This is a genomic window from Pseudomonas sp. E102, from assembly GCF_052660185.1.
The window spans coordinates 2,582,435-2,598,057 of record NZ_CP084025.1 but is presented as its reverse complement, the minus strand read 5'-3'; the positions used below and the strand labels follow the sequence as shown (position 1 = coordinate 2,598,057).

The 15,623-nt window shown below is 55.4% G+C and carries 13 protein-coding genes, 1 tRNA gene and 1 pseudogene; 10 read left to right on the top strand and 5 right to left on the bottom strand.

Going from position 1 to position 15,623, the window contains the following annotated elements:
• Nucleotides 1-2: 2 nt before the first annotated feature.
• The 5 genes and pseudogenes from uvrC to DOCECA_RS11525 all read left to right on the top strand — a co-directional run.
• Entirely contained in the window at nucleotides 3-1,826 is a 1,824-nt protein-coding gene (uvrC, locus tag DOCECA_RS11545; protein ID WP_420763562.1) for an excinuclease ABC subunit UvrC, read from the top strand.
• Nucleotides 1,827-1,858: 32 nt separating this feature from the next.
• The gene (pgsA, locus tag DOCECA_RS11540) at nucleotides 1,859-2,419 is read left to right on the top strand and encodes a CDP-diacylglycerol--glycerol-3-phosphate 3-phosphatidyltransferase (RefSeq protein ID WP_030141409.1); all 561 of its coding nucleotides are present in this window, start codon (nucleotides 1,859-1,861) and stop codon (nucleotides 2,417-2,419) included.
• Between the two features lie 62 nt (nucleotides 2,420-2,481).
• Nucleotides 2,482-2,557, top strand: a tRNA-Gly gene (locus tag DOCECA_RS11535).
• A 168-nt stretch (nucleotides 2,558-2,725) separates the two neighbouring features.
• Nucleotides 2,726-3,172, top strand: coding sequence for a GNAT family N-acetyltransferase (locus DOCECA_RS11530; protein ID WP_445572014.1), 447 nt, complete (start codon nucleotides 2,726-2,728; stop codon nucleotides 3,170-3,172).
• 158 nt (nucleotides 3,173-3,330) lie between these two features.
• Nucleotides 3,331-3,501 (top strand): annotated as a pseudogene (locus DOCECA_RS11525) (GNAT family N-acetyltransferase); the annotation flags it as partial.
• Nucleotides 3,502-3,573: 72 nt separating this feature from the next.
• Here DOCECA_RS11525 and istB read toward each other — a convergent pair.
• On the bottom strand, nucleotides 3,574-4,362 hold the full coding sequence (gene istB / locus DOCECA_RS11520) for an IS21-like element helper ATPase IstB (protein ID WP_445571823.1): 789 nt from the start codon (nucleotides 4,360-4,362) through the stop codon (nucleotides 3,574-3,576).
• Nucleotides 4,359-5,381 (bottom strand): IS21 family transposase, encoded by a 1,023-nt coding sequence (gene istA, locus DOCECA_RS11515; protein WP_445571824.1) that lies wholly within the window; start codon nucleotides 5,379-5,381, stop codon nucleotides 4,359-4,361. The genes istB and istA overlap by 4 nt, the downstream gene beginning before the upstream one ends.
• A gap of 696 nt (nucleotides 5,382-6,077) precedes the next feature.
• Here istA and DOCECA_RS11510 point away from each other — a divergent pair.
• Both DOCECA_RS11510 and DOCECA_RS11505 read left to right on the top strand, forming a co-directional pair.
• The gene (locus DOCECA_RS11510; RefSeq protein ID WP_445572013.1) at nucleotides 6,078-6,689 is read left to right on the top strand and encodes a hypothetical protein; all 612 of its coding nucleotides are present in this window, start codon (nucleotides 6,078-6,080) and stop codon (nucleotides 6,687-6,689) included.
• Between the two features lie 498 nt (nucleotides 6,690-7,187).
• Nucleotides 7,188-7,436 carry a hypothetical protein gene (locus DOCECA_RS11505; RefSeq protein ID WP_445572012.1) on the top strand — a complete coding sequence of 83 codons (249 nt, stop codon included), beginning with the start codon at nucleotides 7,188-7,190 and terminating at the stop codon, nucleotides 7,434-7,436.
• 204 nt (nucleotides 7,437-7,640) lie between these two features.
• On the opposite strand, the gene DOCECA_RS11500 is transcribed toward DOCECA_RS11505, so the two are convergent.
• Nucleotides 7,641-8,570: a hypothetical protein gene (locus DOCECA_RS11500; protein ID WP_445572011.1), complete on the bottom strand. Its 930-nt coding sequence runs from the start codon at nucleotides 8,568-8,570 to the stop codon at nucleotides 7,641-7,643.
• A 393-nt stretch (nucleotides 8,571-8,963) separates the two neighbouring features.
• Nucleotides 8,964-9,149 carry a hypothetical protein gene (locus DOCECA_RS11495; protein WP_445572010.1) on the bottom strand — a complete coding sequence of 62 codons (186 nt, stop codon included), beginning with the start codon at nucleotides 9,147-9,149 and terminating at the stop codon, nucleotides 8,964-8,966.
• Between the two features lie 441 nt (nucleotides 9,150-9,590).
• Here DOCECA_RS11495 and DOCECA_RS11490 point away from each other — a divergent pair, with 441 nt between their 5' ends.
• The 3 genes from DOCECA_RS11490 (at nucleotide 9,591) to DOCECA_RS11480 (ending at nucleotide 14,842) form a co-directional block, all read left to right on the top strand.
• On the top strand, nucleotides 9,591-11,498 hold the full coding sequence (locus tag DOCECA_RS11490) for an ATP-dependent nuclease (protein WP_445572009.1): 1,908 nt from the start codon (nucleotides 9,591-9,593) through the stop codon (nucleotides 11,496-11,498).
• A gap of 29 nt (nucleotides 11,499-11,527) precedes the next feature.
• Nucleotides 11,528-13,279: a UvrD-helicase domain-containing protein gene (locus tag DOCECA_RS11485; protein WP_445572161.1), complete on the top strand. Its 1,752-nt coding sequence runs from the start codon at nucleotides 11,528-11,530 to the stop codon at nucleotides 13,277-13,279.
• Between the two features lie 144 nt (nucleotides 13,280-13,423).
• Entirely contained in the window at nucleotides 13,424-14,842 is a 1,419-nt protein-coding gene (locus tag DOCECA_RS11480) for a Shedu immune nuclease family protein (RefSeq protein ID WP_445572008.1), read from the top strand.
• Nucleotides 14,843-14,908: 66 nt separating this feature from the next.
• Here the strand turns inward: DOCECA_RS11480 and DOCECA_RS11475 are convergent, their stop codons facing one another.
• A complete protein-coding gene (locus tag DOCECA_RS11475; RefSeq protein WP_445572007.1) occupies nucleotides 14,909-15,616 on the bottom strand; it encodes an NAD-dependent protein deacylase in 708 nt (235 codons plus the stop codon).
• Between the last annotated feature and the right edge of the window lie 7 nt (nucleotides 15,617-15,623).

Here is a 15,623-nt window from a genome sequence, read left to right as displayed (position 1 = left end):
TAATGACCGAACAGTTTGATCCAAGTGCTTTCCTGTCCACGTGCAGCGGCCGCCCCGGCGTGTACCGCATGTTCGACAGCGACGCGCGCCTGCTTTATGTCGGCAAGGCCAAAAACCTCAAGAAGCGCCTGGCCAGCTACTTCCGCAAGACTGGCCTGGCACCGAAGACGGCCGCGCTGGTGGGTCGCATCGCGCAGATCGAAACCACCATCACCGCCAATGAAACCGAGGCGTTGCTGCTTGAGCAGACGCTGATCAAGGAATGGCGGCCGCCGTACAACATTCTGCTGCGCGACGACAAATCCTATCCGTACGTGTTTTTGTCCGACGGGGCGTTTCCGCGCCTGAGCATTCATCGCGGAGCCAAGAAGGCCAAGGGCCGATATTTCGGTCCTTACCCCAGTGCCGGGGCCATCCGTGAAAGCCTGAGCCTGTTGCAGAAAACCTTTTTCGTACGCCAATGCGAAGACAGCTACTACAAGAACCGCACCCGGCCCTGCCTGCAACACCAGATCAAACGCTGCAAGGCGCCCTGTGTCGGCCTGGTGGAGCCCGAGGTCTACGCCGAAGACGTGCGTCACTCGGTCATGTTCCTGGAGGGGCGTAGCAATGCGCTGACCGATGAGCTGTCGGCCGCCATGGAAGAGGCCTCGATCAATCTCGAATTCGAACGCGCCGCTGAGCTTCGCGACCAGATCGGGCTGCTGCGCCGGGTTCAGGACCAGCAAAGCATGGAAGGCGGCAGCGGCGACGTCGATATCGTGGCCGCGTTCATCAACCCGGGCGGCGCCTGTGTGCACTTGATCAACGTGCGGGGCGGCCGGGTTTTGGGCAGCAAGAACTTCTTCCCCCAGGTAGGGATCGAGGAAGACGTCTCCGAAGTCATGGCCGCTTTCCTGGGTCAGTACTACATCAGCAGTCCGGAACGCGACTTGCCCAGCGAGTTGATCGTCAACGTGGTTCATGAGGACTTTCCGGCCTTGATCGAAGCCATCGAAAAGCTTCGCGGTCGCGAACTGACCATCAGCCACCGTGTGCGTGGCACCCGTGCGCGCTGGCAGCAACTGGCCGTGACCAACGCCGAACAGGCCCTTGGCGCACGCTTGGCCAACCGCCAGCACGTCGCGGCGCGGTTCGATGCCCTGGCCGATGTCCTCCACCTGGACGAGCCGCCGCAACGGCTGGAGTGTTATGACATCAGCCACTCCAGCGGCGAGGCAACGGTAGCCTCCTGCGTGGTTTTCGGCCCGGAAGGTCCGATCAAGTCCGATTACCGTCGCTACAACATCGAAGGCGTTACCCCTGGCGATGACTATGCCGCCATGCATCAGGCATTGATGCGGCGTTTCAGCAAGATAAAGGACGGGGAGGGCAAGTTGCCGGACATCCTTCTGGTAGACGGCGGCAAGGGCCAGTTGTCCATGGCCCGGGACGTCCTCAACGAGCTGGCCGTCCCTGACCTGATCCTGCTCGGCGTGGCCAAAGGCGCGACGCGAAAGGCCGGTTTCGAGACGTTGTACCTGAACGACGCGGCCCACGAGTTCACGTTGAAAGGGGATTCGCCGGCGCTGCACCTGATCCAGCAGATCCGCGACGAAGCCCACCGTTTCGCTATCACCGGCCACCGTGCCCGCCGAGGCAAGACCCGCCGCACCTCCACGCTGGAAGGCGTGGCAGGGGTCGGGCCGACGCGCCGGCGCGATCTATTGAAACATTTTGGTGGATTGCAGGAACTGTCTCGTGCCAGCATCGAGGAGATAGCCAAAGCACCCGGTATCAGTAAAAAGCTCGCAGAGTCGATTTATGCAAACCTGCATAGCGAGTAGAATGCCCGTCAACCTCGTAGCCAGTTGTGCCGATGAATATCCCAAACCTGATTACCGTTCTACGCGTCCTGCTCATCCCGATCTTCATATTGTTGTTCTATTTGCCGTACCACTGGAGCTACGTGGCCTCCGCCTCGGTCTTTGCCTTCGCCGCCGCGACGGACTGGCTCGACGGCTACCTGGCTCGCCGCCTGGAGCAGAGCACGCCGTTCGGCGCGTTCCTCGACCCAGTGGCCGACAAACTGATGGTCGCGGTGGCCCTGGTGCTGCTGGTGCAGGAACACGGCAACCTCTGGCTGACCCTGCCGGCGGCGGTGATCATCGGGCGAGAAATTGTCGTATCGGCGCTGCGTGAGTGGATGGCCGAGCTGGGCGCCCGCGCCCAGGTAGCCGTGTCGAACCTCGGAAAATGGAAAACCGCCGCGCAGATGCTGGCCCTGGTGATTCTGCTGGCCAACCCCTCGGATTTCAGTTTTTGGGTGCTGTTGGGTTATGCCTTGCTGCTGGTGTCCGCTGGGCTGACGCTATGGTCGATGGTCCAATACCTGCGCGCCGCCTGGCCGCACCTGCGGACTGACGTTGATCCGAAATAAACTTTTTTGAATCAAAGGGTTGACGGCGTGTTTGGATTCTATAGAATGCGCCACACCAAGACGCGGGAATAGCTCAGTTGGTAGAGCACGACCTTGCCAAGGTCGGGGTCGCGAGTTCGAGTCTCGTTTCCCGCTCCAAGATTCACAAAAAAGCCACTCAGAAATGAGTGGCTTTTTTGTGCTTGAGAAGTTTTGGTATTCATGGCGACAGGCAGCTTTCGGCCAGAAGCGGTCACTCGCAGACGCTTTGGGGTAATGTGTAGTATTGCACCATCGAAGCTTCCCCCCTTTCACTGAGGATCTCCAATGACAAATCAATCCGTTATTGTCGAGGTGGTTCAAGAAACCGATCCCATGCTGCTCAGATCTTTGAATGACCTTCTCCCACAGCTTTCCAAAAACGCTCAAGCGATGACAATGGAAGATTTGAAGCAGATAGTGGATTCAGAGTGCTCCGACTTATTGGTAGTGAGAGCAGCAGGTGGAGGAAGTATCTTAGGGGCATTAACCCTAATTCATTTTCGCATTCCGACAGGCATTCGAGCCTGGATCGAAGACGTCGTAGTAGATGCCAGTGCTCGAGGTCAAGGCGTCGGCAAAGCACTCATACAAACAGCAATAAAGAAAAGCCGTGACCTCGGTGCGAAGACACTGGATTTAACATCCAACCCAGACCGTGAATCTGCCCATCGTTTATACGAAGGGGCAGGATTCTCGGTGCGCACAACGAAGGTCTACCGACATATCAAATGACGAATGGATAGTCCTTCCACGTAAGGCGATTATTTATGGGGAAAGGAACGTCCTGAATGTCTGCTATGGGTCGATATCTGCCACTCGCATCGCTCACAGCACGCGCCCAATGCACCCTCGGTCAGCCAAAAAGATTCACACCGAATCAGGGAAGATGAATGAGCCCAATCGAAATTCAACACGTCACTCACCTGCCGGCGGAAGTTCTTACTTTGGAGAAAGAGGCAATTGCAGAAGGGTTCAGATTTCTGACACGCCTGATTTCGGAATGGCATTCAGGAAAGAATCGCTTCAACGCGCCCGGTGAATGTCTCATGGCAGCGTATTTGTCAACACCGGTTGAAAACTGACCCACCCTACCGAAGTAAAACTGACCCACCCCGGCGGTATTTAAAGTCTGTTTATAGCTTCGGCGAAGCCGTCTCTCGCGGTACCACCTGGCCAGATTTCAGCTTGTCCTTCAACCGGTAACTTTGCCCGCTGACCTGAACGATATGCGCATGATGCAGAAGCCGATCCAATAGCGCGGCGGTCAGTGTCGAGTCATCCGCAAAGGTCATTGCCCACTGGCTAAACGGCAAATTGCTGGTCAGCACGATGCTGCCATGTTCGTAGCGTTTGGCGATGACGTTGAAGAACAGATTTGCTTCGTCACGGCCAAAAGGCAGGTAGCCTATTTCATCGATCACCAGCAATTTCGAGCGCTGCACCACTCGACTGAAATACTGAGCCAAGCGCCCTTGGTGATGCGCGGCGACCAGTTGCAATGTCAGATCGGCGGCGGTGATGAACTTTGTCGAGATGCCCGCCATGATCGCCCGGTGAGCTAGCGCGCTGGCCAAGTGCGTTTTGCCAACGCCGGACGGCCCCAGCAGCACCACGTTTTCCTTACGCTCGATAAAGGCCAGTCCGGCCAGTTCAAGGATCTGACTTTGCGGCGCTCCGCTGGCGAATTTGAAGTCGTATTGCTCAACGGTTTTTACAGCCGGCAGCCCGGACAAGTGCAGCAGTGTCTGTCGTCGCCGTTCGTTTCTGGCGCGATCTTCACCCAACAGAAGTTGTTCCAGGAAGTCGGCGTAACTCGTTTCTTTTTCGGCTGCTCGCTGCGCCAGAGCGGGCCAGTCCGTGGCGAAGGTATCAAGTTTGAACTGTTGACAGAGCGCTTCAATGCGCAGGTGTTGAAGGCTCATGCTCGCACCTCAAGCAGGGCTTGGTAGACCGACAGTGGATGTTGCAGGCTCTCCACCGGTATGGGCTGAATGGCTTGTATCAGAGCGCTCGGAACGCCTTGAAGCGCTGGCAGCGGCAGCAAATAGCGCACCTCTTTATCCAGGCGATGCTGAGGGATTTCACCGGTCGTAGCGTGAGTTCGGGCATTGGCGATATCGATCAGCCAAGGGCCGATTTTGCTGTTCGCGACTTCGACATCCAGCACCAAACCAACCTGATTAAGTGTCGCTGCCAGCGGCACGACGAAACTGTTTTTCAGGTAGTGGTTGAAGCGCTCAACCTTGCCCTTGGTTTGCGCTCGATAGGGCCGGCAGACCTTTGGCGTAAAGCCATAGCGTTCTGCCAAGCTCAACAGAGCCGGATTCCAACGGTGCTCGCCAGGGCCATAGACATCGCGCTCTTGGATGATGGTCTTGGCGTTGTCGAACAACACTTTGCGTGGCGTGCCGCCGAAGAAATGCAGGGCTTTTTCAATGCCAGCGCACCAAGCTGCGGAGTCTTCCCGTCGCGAGAAAACAACGTAAGTGGCGCGACTCCAACCCAGCGTTGCGACAAATGCCAGCAACGGATCGCGGCCACGTCGAATGATCGTGAAATCTGCCTGCATCTGTTCGCCAGGTTCTGTTTCAAAGCGCACAACGGGCTCGTCAACCTTGGATTTAAAGGTCAGCAGAAAGCTGGTGAGAATGGAGTAACCGCCCGTGTAGCCCTGCTCTCGGATCTCCCTGAGCAGAACAATCGCAGGGATCCAGTGCGGCCGAGCTGCTTCTACGCGCTGACGCAGAAAGGCCTCGAAAGGCGCAAGCTTGCCCACGCGCTCCGCGCGCGGGCCGTAGACCACGGGTTGGCGCTGGGCTTGTAGTTTGAGGTGGCGTCGAATGGTATTGCGTGAGCAGCCCATCTGCCGAGCAATAGCTCGAATAGATAAACCCTGACGAACAAGAACACTGATTTCCACGTGTTGCTCCTTGGACAGCATGGGCAGCTCGCAAAAGCTGCATTTTGCCCAAGTGGGTCAGTTTTCAACCGGTAGGGTGGGTCAGTTTTGCATCGGTACTGACAGAATGCCTTGACCTGCTCGGAGGCGATATCTGCAAACGCTGACTCGGCCCGGCCCCCGTAAAGCTTCAATGTGGTCTGGTGGGATGCGGCCAGCATGATGTCGTAGACCGGCTCAACCTGCAGATAATTGGCGTAGGCTTCGGCGGGGTGTAGGGCATGGAGGATCATCTCTCCGGTAGGCTCGAAACGATCGTCCAGCTGGTACCTGAAGTGCAGTGCATTGAGCGTACCCAGTGCCGCTAGAAATTTTTCAGGTTTATTGCTGCGCTTGATTTCACGAAGTGTGTCGTCGGAGTAGATGATCTGAAAAGGCTCGGATAGGGACGTGAAGAACTCTGGGTCATAACCTTTGACTGCCATGTCGAGCACGTTCTGATCAAGGTAGATGATCGCCTGGCCGGTATAGGGTTGGGGGCTGTTAGTGGCTGTCATACTCATGAATCTCAGAGGTTTCTCAGGATGATGAACTCACTCGACGTTTCTGAAATACTCCAGACGGGTGATCTATCTGCTACGAATGCATGACTCAGGGGCGAATCGCTTGAGAGAAGTTAATCCCGTCTGCAGCTGCTGCGCCACGTCTATCAACCAAATTATGATGTGAGAGAACGTATTGGAAAATTTCAAGTATTTTGCACTTATGTACCTGAATGACTGGCAGTTTTGGGATAAGCCATTCTCGGAGCGCATATTTTCTAACGACGACAAGGATAGCTTGGATGCCTTCCACCACGCTGCAAAGTACTACAAGGTCACTCGAAACTTCCCCATTGACGCGTCCGAGAGCCGACTCCAGGCCGCACTTGACCTGGTTAGTGCTAGGCGAGGTGCGTTGACTGAGAAGAATGTGTGCCAAACGGTGGATCGCCTGGCTTCGGAGTTTGAGAGCCGTTACGGTAAAAACGCGATTTCAGCGGCATCGAAATTCCTTTGGTTACGCCATAAAAGTCCCGTGGTGATTTTCGATTCTCGGGCAAGAAAATGGCTTAACAAAAATGGGTACAAGGTGCCTGCAAACGACTACACCAGATATCGACAACAGTGGCTCTGCGCATTCGTAGATCATAGGGCAGAGATAGACCACGCGTGTTCCGGGCTTGTGAATGTTCTGGATTACTCGATGGCGCATGACGAAGACGAGCAGGAGGTCTCAGACGTCGTTTCGTCACTCTGGTTCCAAGAACGTGTATTCGACAAGTTTCTCTGGTTCAACGCTGACAATTGATTTAGAAGTGTTGATCCGGGGTGCCCTTGGTGGCCGAGATGCTGTGCTCACCGTTAATTTATGAGTGGAGAGTGGATGACACTGCTGAGGTGATCCACGTGCTATGCACCGCGTACAACGACGAACGAAACTCGTATGGTCAGTCCGTCGCCATGACCTGATGTTACTGCGGGCCTGAAAACCCAACCGGCCAGCGCTAGGAAATGGAGCGGGACGCCACACACAGCATCCCGCATCCAAATCACGGGTAGAGCTTGAATGCACTGTCGGGATAGCGCTGGTCCTGACCCATTCCTTGATGGCTCAGATACTCCTTGGCGCTTGTGAACCATGCATCCAAAGCCAGGAGCGCAGTATTGTGGACGACGATGTGCTTGTTGGGATTGCCCTTTGTCTGGGTAGGCCATAGCCACGGTCATTCAAGCTTACGCCTCGGTCTTCGATTTCGTCTCCGTTCTCCGATACGCTGATCGACACGGCATCTGGCGGTACCGAGATATGGGTGTTCAGGATGTGCTGCCTGTCCTGCTGACGCTGATGGACTTCCCGCCGCTCCCAAAGGGCAAGCGCCATCTGCGTGATTACGGCATCGTCGTCCTCTATGTGGGCACCGTCGCTAGCACCAATGGCTACTGGAATCTGCCGGCCGCACGAGCGGAGTCTTGTCAAAGTGGTTTACGAATTCCCGGCACAGGCTCGTACATTCCAGTCAGAGCGAACTTCAGCGAAGCATCCCGTGGCGTTTGAGCCGGATTACCAGGCAGCTCGCTTCGATTTGGACGTCGACAATCAACCCACAGCACATCCTTATGTCGTCAGCACCATGGCCAGGGAGTTTAGGATGTAGCTCAAGGACGCCAGCTGTCTGTTGTGGCTCTAGCATTCTGTCTGGGAGCACTCCAATTGACGGGGCATGTGCAGGGGCTCGGATGGGCGGCGCCTCATGATATTTCAGTTGTCAGGTACAAGCAGGCCATTAAGGTATTTATAGCCTTTGACTTCTAAGCCAACACCTTGACGAATAAACTGATCCGGTTGCGCGTGTCCGCTATACCAATAGCTAACATACTGGTAATAGTCGTCAATGTTCCGCTGGTCGATACCAAACATTTCGGGGCAGGCGATCCGAGATTCAAGATGGTCTTTTTGATGTAACTGAATGGTTCCTCTGCTGTACATCGTTTTGATTATGTCCATGCAGCGTGAATGGCTGTGAACACCATCGGCGTGGCGAAGGACTGTTAGTACGTGGCAGTACTTTCCAGATAATAGGGGCTGGATGATCTCGGTTTCTTCTGCGCCGGTAATGGCCTTTATCTGGATTCCAGCTGTGTTAGTCGTGCCCATGAATGTGGCAGGTTCGTCTACGTCTGCTCTATTGTTTCTTCTTATAAATATAAGGTCGAAGCTATTCTGGGGTGCGTAAAAATTTGGGTATTGGCTTTGGGTTGTAACAAAGCCGGTGCCAATTACTTTGAATTGGTCGATGTACGAATCTTTGCACTTTTCCCGATTGGTGCACCATGAGAACGCTTTTCTGCCAATGGTTCTCATGTTGTTGTTGAAGGTGTTTACAGTGTAGGCCTCGAAGATGAAGCCGGCAAAGGAGTGAAGCGGGAGCTTGGTACGGAATGTTATGAGATCGTTGCCTATTGGAGTGAAGTGCCCAGTTTCAATGCCGTCGGCAATCAGTTGCTTGTGATACCTGGCATGTAGAATTTGCTTCTGCAGGCTTTCATCGACTGCAGGGTGTCGCGGGTCTAGAAGGGCCAGTGAGTTTAGTTGATTCGGGAATGGAATCGAAGTTGAACCGGAAAATAGTAGTTCTAGGGATGAATCTGCCTGTCGCTCTTGGTTTGAAATGATCACGTGTGCAGTCACTGTCAACTCTCCGTGTGCAGTGAAGAATAGTAAGTTCACAGAACCATGCGGATTCGCTGAAAGCTGCTTTAGCAATTGTTAGCTGCTGGAGCGCTTGAGGCGGGGCGAGATGGCTGCCTGGAAAGTAGTAACTGTAAACGTGGCACACTACGAAAACTAGTGCCTGGTTTCATCAGGAGAGCTTTAGAGGGGCATAAGGGGGCGATTCTGATGGGTAGGGATGGGTGATGGATTGCGAGGCTGCCGGGTTGGGAGGGGAGGCTGCGCGAGGGGCGTTCAATCAGGTGTGAGCTGTGACCGTAGGAGGGCGCTAGGTCACGCGGAGGGGGCAGGGTGCGATCACTGGATGGTGCTGAGGTATTTGTCTAAGAACCTCGCACGCCCCGAAAAACCTCAAGGTGATTCAGGTACGGAGGGTGAAGCCTTGACTTGATCCTGCTCGCGCTTCAATTGCTCGGCGACCACGAACACGTTGTCTGCTGGATCCGGACGCTCGCTCTCATAGCCGTTGCGCGCCAAGACCGCGAATGCTTCCTCCACAGCTTTTTCCTTCGGGTTGCGATCTATAAATGACTTCATGGTGGCGAATCCATAGGGGCAGGTATAGACAGCGGAGCATATCTCCGCCTGATTCAAAAGACAGTCGCAACCCACGCCTGAGCGCGGGTAGGTTGGCCAGTGCGGACTGACCAACCACGTTCACAAGCGGTGCTCCGGATCAGACCAGTTTCGCACCTCTGAATTATCGATTGCACCTGGTTAACCGACGCCATGCAAGTCCCCTGGCTCAACATGCGCAGATCTAACTACCGAAACGGTTAGGGTTTTCGCGGCTTAGCGGCCCGACAATCATTTGAGGTGATATCGCCCCTGCGACCCAAGAGTTAGAACCTCGTTATCCACTGGCATGGTGGGTCATCGAAGCGTTCCCGAGCTGAGGAAACTAGGCTAAATTGCTTCCAATATCTCAGGCGATTCAACAATCTCTGCCATGAGACGACCCACTCTGAAAGGACTCACATGTACCTGCGTAGGCTAGACGTCAGCGGTTTCAAATGTTTCGGTGAGCCTTTCACCATCGAGTTCAATGACGGCTTGAATGTCCTCGTTGGCGAAAACGGAGCAGGGAAAACAGGCGTTATCAGCGCCATACGGCAGCTGTTCAACGACTCTGAGTCTGGCAAACGGATGATCAGTGAGCGTGACTTCCATCGCGGCTTTGGCGCCGGCGCTGTCGCATCAGAGCAAATCCACATCCAGGCCACTTTTAGCGATCTGGATGCGAATGATGCGGTGGCTTTCGAGGATTGGTGTGGACACCACGACGAAGCGAAGCTGACATTCGAAGCCCGGAACCAGGAGTCCAGGGGGCGTTTCAAGCATCACTCGTACGGTGGTCACGAATACACCAACCCCCTACAAACCGAGACGCTTGACCTCATACACTGTATCTACCTACCACCGCTGCGTGACGCTGAAACCAAGCTGAGAGAGGGGAGACATTCCAGGCTAGCTCGCCTGCTCAAAGCCCTGTGTCGCAAGGATCTGGACGCTGCCCGCAAATCGCAAGAACTTCACCCCCTGGAAAAGCGAGTAGAGGAGTTCAACCGTGAGCTTGCTGAGAGCGACGAATTTGCCATCAAACTTGCCAACCAGCGCATCGGGGAAAGCCTGAAGGCTGCCTTGGGCCTGCACCTGTCCCAAGGAACGGCAATACAGTTCTCGGAGGTGAGCTTCTCGCGGATCGTGGAAGGGTTGCGGCTGCTCTACTTCCCGGATCTCACTCATGTGGATCCTGCACAGTTCCGCTCGCTTGAGGAAAACAGCCTCGGCTACAACAACCTCCTGTACATCGCATCGATTCTGGCAGAGCTGATCCTTGAAGAGGACGAGGGGCAGGGCGAAAAGACTTTCCTGCGGCTGCTACTGATCGAGGAGCCGGAGGCACATTTGCATCCGCAGCTCCAACTGCGTCTGCTTCGACATCTCAAAACCGTCGCAGAGAGACGGAGCATCCAGGTCATAATCACCACCCATTCGACCGTGCTTTCGGCCGCCGTCTCCGTCAATCACATACTCCACATTTCCAACGAGGGCAGACCTCGGGCAGTGTCGCTGCAGGGCTGTGGCCTGCCCGACCCCAGTCGGCGCTTTGTCGATCGGTGGCTGGATGCAACCAAGTCGAATCTGCTGTTCTCCAAAGGCGCGATTCTGGTTGAGGGCATTGCAGAGGCGATTGTCGTGCCAGAGCTGGCACGCTTCGTTCTGCGCCAATACGGCGAAGGCAAGGACTCACTGGACGATTACGGTGTCTCCGTGATCAACCTCGGCGGCATCTATTTCAAGCATTTCATGCAGCTCTTCTGTGACGTCACTGGTGAGCAGCCTGGCGAGAACGTGCCAATTAGGTGTGCCGGACTGACAGACAATGATCCTCCCAAATCCATTGTGTCCATCGATGATGGCAAAGGTGGGAAAAAGGATGTGCCCTACCAGCCTCATGCCGATGACTACCAGCTCGGTGAGAATCCTGCGCTAGGGCTCCAAGCCGTCATCAACGAGTCCGAATTCGGCCGTCTGTTTGCCGGTAAATACAAAACGTTTGAGTACGACATTGCCCTGGAGGGCAACAACCTCCAATGGATGATGCCCGTTGCAGCCAACCTGTGGCCGGTTGCGGACGGGCCAGTGGTCAGGGCGCTCAACAGTGACGCCGAACTTGATTTCAAATCAATGAAGCCAGAAACGAAAGCACCGTATGCGCACGCGCTACTGGGTCGGATTGACACGGACGAAATCGGCAAGGGTGTCTACGCGCAAGCCTTTGCCGACAAGCTTGAAACCCTCGAAGGCGAGTTCGTAGTACCGGATTACATTCGCCAAGCTGTCCTCTGGGCTTGCGGCCTGCCGGAAAGGCCAGAGCAATGACTGTGATTGATGATGGGCATGCTGATGAATTGGATTTCACGCGGGAGCAGCTGGACTACCTCGACGCCCCTCTCGATCGACACGTTTACCTGAAAGCCTGCCCTGGTAGTGGTAAGACCGAGGTTGTTGCAGCCATGGTGTCCAAGATCGTGGACGAATGGTGCCACTTCCCCTCGGGTATCGCAGTGCTGACCTTTTCGAACAGTGCAACGGACGAGCTCAAGGCCAGGGCACACAAGCACTTACGCGGGCCCATTGGCTATCCGCACAGCATTTCTACTTTTGACAGCTTTGTGTTCACCAGGCTCGTGGGGAAGATCGCACATGACCTGACGGGCTACAAAGGGAAGGATGGGGATTACCGGATCCGTATTCTTGAAAAGTCAGCGAAGATTATCCCTACACGCAACCCCATCTGCGGTCGACGAATTCCAGCGTGCCGGTTTAATTATGACCTAGATTCAGCTCGGTTCGTTTTTTCAACCGGCGACCGGTCACTGGATCAGCAGCTTAATGGCGCCATCATCGACGAAGCTACTCGGCAAGACCTCATAGCTACTAAGAAAAGGCTATGGGAGGCTGGCTTCGCAACCTACGGTGATATCGACATGCTCGCCCTCATGGCACTGAGGGAGGCGAAGTACGACGCCTACTTCACCCGGCTGGCCCGCCGATTACCGTTGGTGATAGTGGATGAGTGCCAGGATCTCTCAGAAGAGCAGCTCAGAATGGTCGAAAAGCTCCACGATCGTGGGGTCAAATTTCATTTTGTTGGGGATCTCAATCAGTCGATTTATGGCTTTCGGAGATCAAACCCGGAAAGGGTCGAGAAGCTGATGGCCAAGCTCGACTTCAAACCCTACGAATTGACGGCGAATTGGCGAAGCGGGCAGGCGATCGTTGACTTGTGCAGTAACCTACTTGGGATCGGCCGAATCAAGGGTAACCCTAAGATAGCCTCAGTCCCCCCGCAAATTCTCGAATACCAGCAATGTCCGTCGGAGCTTCTGCCCACCATTCGCGACTTAACACGGGAGTACCAGAAAGTCGTGCTGGTTGCCCGGGGACATACCACCCTACAGCGTTTACGCAGGGGCGATGCCTTCGAAGGTATCGAGGTACTCGCAGTAGCGTTCATTAGCGCCAGCACCGGCTCACTCAAGGACATTAAGGAGAGCCTTCGGGTGTTCGCCAAATGGCTGACCGGTAAACTGGAGATGCAGGTAAGCCGGGCAGGGCCTCATTGCCCGGTCGCAATGGAGTCCAAGCTGGCGTGGCGGCAGTTCATCTACGAAAGCCTCAAGTTCATGGCTGCCAATGGATCAGCAGATCCGGCTATGACTTGGTCTGCCTGGGCACGGAATGCCAAGCTTGCGCTGCGCCAGTTACCTGATCAGGCATTTGTACCCCCAGAGATTCGCGAGGATCTGGAAGGCCTACGTGAGCTGACCATAAGTGCCCGGGCCGGAGAGGGACAAAACCGGGTCTCAGTTCGCCTTCTGAGTCACGACCGCCAGGAGTACCGCCCGGATAGCCTACGTTACGAGACCATCCACCAGGTGAAAGGCGAAACTCACGATGTCACGGTTCTCGTTTCATCACAGCGGCCAGGCGTTCATCTCTCGCATTGGCGTGACTGGTTGCGCGATCGCCGTACGGAGGCCGCGCGGTTCGCCTACGTTGCCAGTTCGCGGCCACAGCACAGATTGTTCTGGGCTGTGAAAAAACTAAAACCCAAGGAGTGGGAAGTGCTGGCACAACTCGGGTTTGAACTCCCGTAGTCGGAGCGACTGCCACTCAGGAAGGAATGGTTTCGAAAGCTTAGGCCAGATAACAGAAGGAGTACAAGTGTACTCCAGCGTTTCGAAGCAAGAGATCAACCCAGAGGGTACGATCCTTTCAGGCAGTAACATGAGGAGATAACAATGGCGGACGGTGAGCAGCAGCACGACACCCCTTGGACTGATGATGATGTCCTGACTCCCTCCTTCTATCTCGCCCGAGGCCCCAACGAGAATGGTTTCTCGGCCAACCTCTATCTCCAAGTTTTTGAGCAGGTTGAAACAGGATCATGGCAATCCCTGCCAGAGGAGCAATGGCATCTGTTGGCCTCAATTGATCCTGGCTGGATCACCATGTACCCGATTTACACGAATCCGCATACCCAGCGCTACCGAAGCCCCAAACACGGCAACGTACCATGCATCATGTATGAGACCCGTCTTGTACATGATGTACCAGACAACACTGAGGATGCTCTGCTTTATATCGATCTCAACCTCCCTGGCAAGCTGTTCAACTCATGTGATGAAGGCTTAGGACTAGTAAAGCAACTAGCTCCATTGTGGAGGGGCATGAGGTTGATTCCCAACGCCCACACCCTCGTTATTTGCAGTGATGGGGACACATCCGAGGAAGGGGGGGCCGTGTTTGTGCGGGAGGCCGAGGTCGATCAGTGCCGAAGGGCGTGCATGAGGATCTCCAGGGCAAAGCGCAGAAGTGAAACCTCGGCTCAGCTGCACTGGGTCATGCGGGAGGTCTTCCCTGGCCTTGTCCCTAATCTGATCTTCACCGGTCAGCGTATCGAATCACCGAGCAAAGGAGCCAAGACGGTTAGAAACGCTGTGACGTACGCTGCCAGGCAGGCACGACGAAGCCAGCTCAACCAGGTCAAGACCAGCGTAGGATTGCTGGCGCAAGAGGCGCCTCGGGAGCTGTATGAGCTGCATGCCGAAATTGAGCGGGTAACCCTGGCCAAGATGATCGAACGGTATCAGCAAATGCTTGGGGAAGAATTGCCCGAGAGCCACTGGCAGCGTTTCTTTGAAGACAACATGTTCATCTTGAGCATGGTGTTCGCACGCCCTGTTTCGCTTTTGCACACGCAATTTCACGCCCGGGGATCCATGATTCACGGTGCTGGCGCTCACATTGGTGACTTGCTATTTGCGCAAGGCCGTGAACTGGCGATTGTGGAAATCAAAAAGCCCTCAACGCCTCTCATGCAAAGCAGGCCATACCGCAACCAGGACGTTTACGGGCCGCATTTGCAGCTCAGCGGCGCCATCACTCAGGTGCTGCATCAACAGGGCCTCATGCGCTCGAATTGGCTCTCACACCTGCAAGATAAGGCTATGCGCGATCTGCATCCAGACACCGCCAGGTGCGTCGTGATTGCTGGCACCAAACCCACCGAGGAGAGTCGCCGTCACAGCTTCGAGCTGTTCCGCAATGCCTGTAAGGATGTGGAGGTGGTGACGTTTGATGAGTTGCTGGGCAAGCTGCAGCTACTCGCTCAACTCCTTGCGCCCGCAGAGCAAACTCCAGCTCCGGATGTGTTCTGAAAGGGATGCGGGTTGAGTGCTTACATGCAGTCCAGAATCTCAGCTACGCGACGCAGTCTTTTTCGATCATTCAAACGCCGCAGTGATCAAAGACTGCATCATCTGGGTGGCCGGCCCTTGCAGGAAATGCTCATCCGCACTGACCTCCAACGGTACCGAATTGATGTGCACCACCGTCGCCCCCTTACCCAATGCGCGGAGCGGCAGCTCTGCCGCGGGGAAGACCATGCCAGAAGTCCCTATCGATAGGAACAGATCACAGTCCTCTGCTGCTGCAAGTCCAGCATTCCAGGCACGCTCAGGAAGCATCTCGCCAAACCACACAACACCAGGGCGAATGAGGCCGTTACACCCTTCGCACCTTGGGGGATCGAGGCGCTGGCCATTCTCGGACAGGTCTTGGACGGCCAGAGTCAACTCGTATGCAGCGCCGCAGTCGAGACATCGCGGTGCTTGCAGTCTTCCATGAAAGTGAATGACACCCGCACTTCCGGCTCGCTCATGAAGGTCATCGACGTTCTGAGTCACGATGGTCAGCTTTGGAACGTAATCCGCAAGCTTGGCGATAGCCGGGTGTGCCGCATTCGATGTGGCCTGAAGCACTTTTGATCTACGCCATTCATACCAGCCCCAGCACAGGCTAGGGGCTGCTCGGTACGCCTCCGCTGTCGCCAATTGGGCCGGGTCGAATCGCTCCCACAGCCCTGTTAACGCATCGCGAAAGGTAGGAATGCCGATCTCAGCGGAAACGCCGGCGCCGGTGAAGACTGTCACGTGACGC